Raw genomic sequence first — 2,205 nt, forward strand, 5'->3', positions numbered from 1 at the left:
CCCGCGCGGCCGGTGCCGGGTCGCGCCCGCCGCGGGGCGGGCCCCGCTCGCCGCCCTCAGCCCGGCGATCCGGTCGGGCACATGCCGGGCGCCGCGGTGAACGGGATGTTCGCCGCGCGCAGGAACTTCGTCACCTCGCGGGCGGAGAGCGCATAGCTGAACTTCGCGGTGTCGACGGTCGTCGCGCCCTTGCCCGGATCGAGCGACAGCCGGTCGCTGAAATAGTGCTGGGCGACGACATAGCCGCACTGGTTGATGATCGGCGAGCCGGAATAGCCGCCGGTGCCGGTGATGCTGTTCTGGACGTTCTCGGTGCCGTCGAGCTTGTTGACGAAGATCGACTGCACGTAGCCGAAGTCGAACTTGACGTTCGGGATCATGTCGGTGGTCGGGAGGCTGTTCTCGTCGATGAGCGAGATGAACTGGTCGTAGGTTTTGTCGTAGCGCTGCGCGAGGCCGGGATAGCCGCCGATCGTCACCGACTCGCCCTCCACGAGATCCTCCGGCTGCGCGAAGGCGAGGAAGGCCGGGTTCGACCAGCCGTCCATCTCGAGCACGGCGGTATCGATGCCGTTGCCCTCGGAGTTCATGCCCTTGAAGAGGACATGGGCGGACTTCACCCCCATCGAGCGGTTGGCGACGACGAAGCGCGAGCCGCCTGCGACGACATGGGTGTTCGTCATCACATGGGTCGGATCGATGAAGAAGGCTGTGCCCCAGCCGCCCTTCACGGGGTCGTAGATGAACGCCACGGAATCGCGCAGCTTGCGCACGAGGTCGACCTGCTCGAGCCGCGCCATCTCGACCTTGCGGCCGCCCGCCGCGGGCGGGCCGCCGCCGGCCGGCGGCTTCTGTGTCCCGGCCGGGTCCGGGAGGAAGGAGGGGACGGGCGGGCCGCCGAAATGGGGAACGAGGCCCCCGGCCCTGTCCGGCGCAGGGCCGGCGGCGCTTCTGGCCGAAGCGAGGGCGGTGGCATCCGAAGGATGCGCGGCCGCCCAGTGTTCCGCCTCCGCGCGCAGCCGCGCCACGTCGATCCCCTCGAACTGGCCGAAGGCGATCTGGGCCGCGAGCACGCTTTGCGGCCAGCCCGTGCTGATCTGGTCGAGCCGCTGCTCGACCAGGAAGAGGAGACGGCCCCGCTCCTGCGGGTCGACAATGGCGGCAGCCGCCTGATATAAAGTGGTGGCCTCAGCCGCCAGGATCTGCGCCGACTTTCCCTCCGCCGACGCCCGCACCGCTCCGAGCGACGCCGACAGCGCGACAAGGATGGTGAAGATCAGTTTCCCCGACATGCGCACCCCCCGGCATGCCTTGCCCCGCCGCCAAATTAGCAGGTGTCGGCGGGCCGGACAGCAGAAAAGAAGCCGCTTCATGAATCGCTCATCCGCCACGGACCATCCCCCCGCCGGGCGCGAAGCCGGTGCCCGGCCGCGGGCGGGCGGACCTTTCGGCGGCGCGCGCCATGCCGGCTGAGGCCGCACCCGCCGCGCCCGGCCCGGAGAACCTCTTCCGCCATCCCTGGCGCTTCGTCACGGAAGCGCCGGCCATGGCGGCGCTGCCGCCCGCAGGCCCGCCGGAGCTCGCCTTCGCGGGCCGTTCCAACGTCGGCAAGTCGAGCCTCATCAACGCGCTGGTGGGGCAGTCGAATCTCGCGCGCACCTCGAACACGCCGGGGCGCACCCAGGCGCTCGTCTTCTTCGTCCCGGACCCGCCGAACGCGGATCCGGACGCGCTGCCGCCGGTCGCGCTCGTCGACATGCCGGGCTACGGCTTCGCGAAGGCACCGAAGAAGGCGGTGGAATCGTGGAACGCGCTCATCCACGATTATTTGCGCGGACGCGTGCCGCTGAAACGGGTCTTCGTGCTGGTCGATTCGCGGCACGGCCTCAAGGCGTCGGACACGACCGTCATGAACGAGCTCGACCGGGCGGCGGTGTCCTACCAGGTCGTCCTCACCAAGACGGACAAGATCAAGGCCTCGGCGCTCGAGGCGGTGCGCGCGGCGACCGCGGAGGCGATCCGCAAGCGCCCGGCCGCGCATCCGGAGATCATCGCCACGTCGAGCGAGAAGGGGGCGGGGCTCGACGCCCTCAGGGCCGAGATCGCCGCCTTCGCCGGCTAGAGCGGAATCCGATCAGGTTGCATCATACCCTGCCGCTTTGAAGTAGTTGGCGCATTCGGCTGGTGGGAAGAGATCGATGAGGC

At 69.7% G+C, this 2,205-nt stretch carries 2 protein-coding genes; one reads left to right on the forward strand and one right to left on the reverse strand.

Annotated elements, in window-relative coordinates; genetic code table 11:
• Nucleotides 1–56 precede the first annotated feature (56 nt).
• The gene (locus E4O86_RS22825) at nucleotides 57–1,292 is read right to left on the reverse strand and encodes a S1 family peptidase (RefSeq protein WP_161142835.1); all 1,236 of its coding nucleotides are present in this window, start codon (nucleotides 1,290–1,292) and stop codon (nucleotides 57–59) included.
• Nucleotides 1,293–1,462: 170 nt separating this feature from the next.
• Between E4O86_RS22825 and yihA the strand changes: the two genes are divergently transcribed.
• Nucleotides 1,463–2,122, forward strand: coding sequence for a ribosome biogenesis GTP-binding protein YihA/YsxC (gene yihA, locus E4O86_RS22830; protein WP_161142836.1), 660 nt, complete (start codon nucleotides 1,463–1,465; stop codon nucleotides 2,120–2,122).
• Nucleotides 2,123–2,205 lie beyond the last annotated feature (83 nt).

This window comes from Propylenella binzhouense, assembly GCF_009866965.1.
Taxonomy (GTDB): Bacteria; Pseudomonadota; Alphaproteobacteria; order Rhizobiales; family Afifellaceae; genus Propylenella; species Propylenella binzhouense.

Excerpts from the sequence above, each read along its gene's own strand:
- yihA (WP_161142836.1), top strand. The coding sequence starts at position 1,463 with ATGCCGGCTGAGGCCGCACCCGCCGCGCCCGGCCCGGAGAACCTCTTC.
- E4O86_RS22825 (WP_161142835.1), bottom strand. The coding sequence starts at position 1,292 with ATGTCGGGGAAACTGATCTTCACCATCCTTGTCGCGCTGTCGGCGTCG.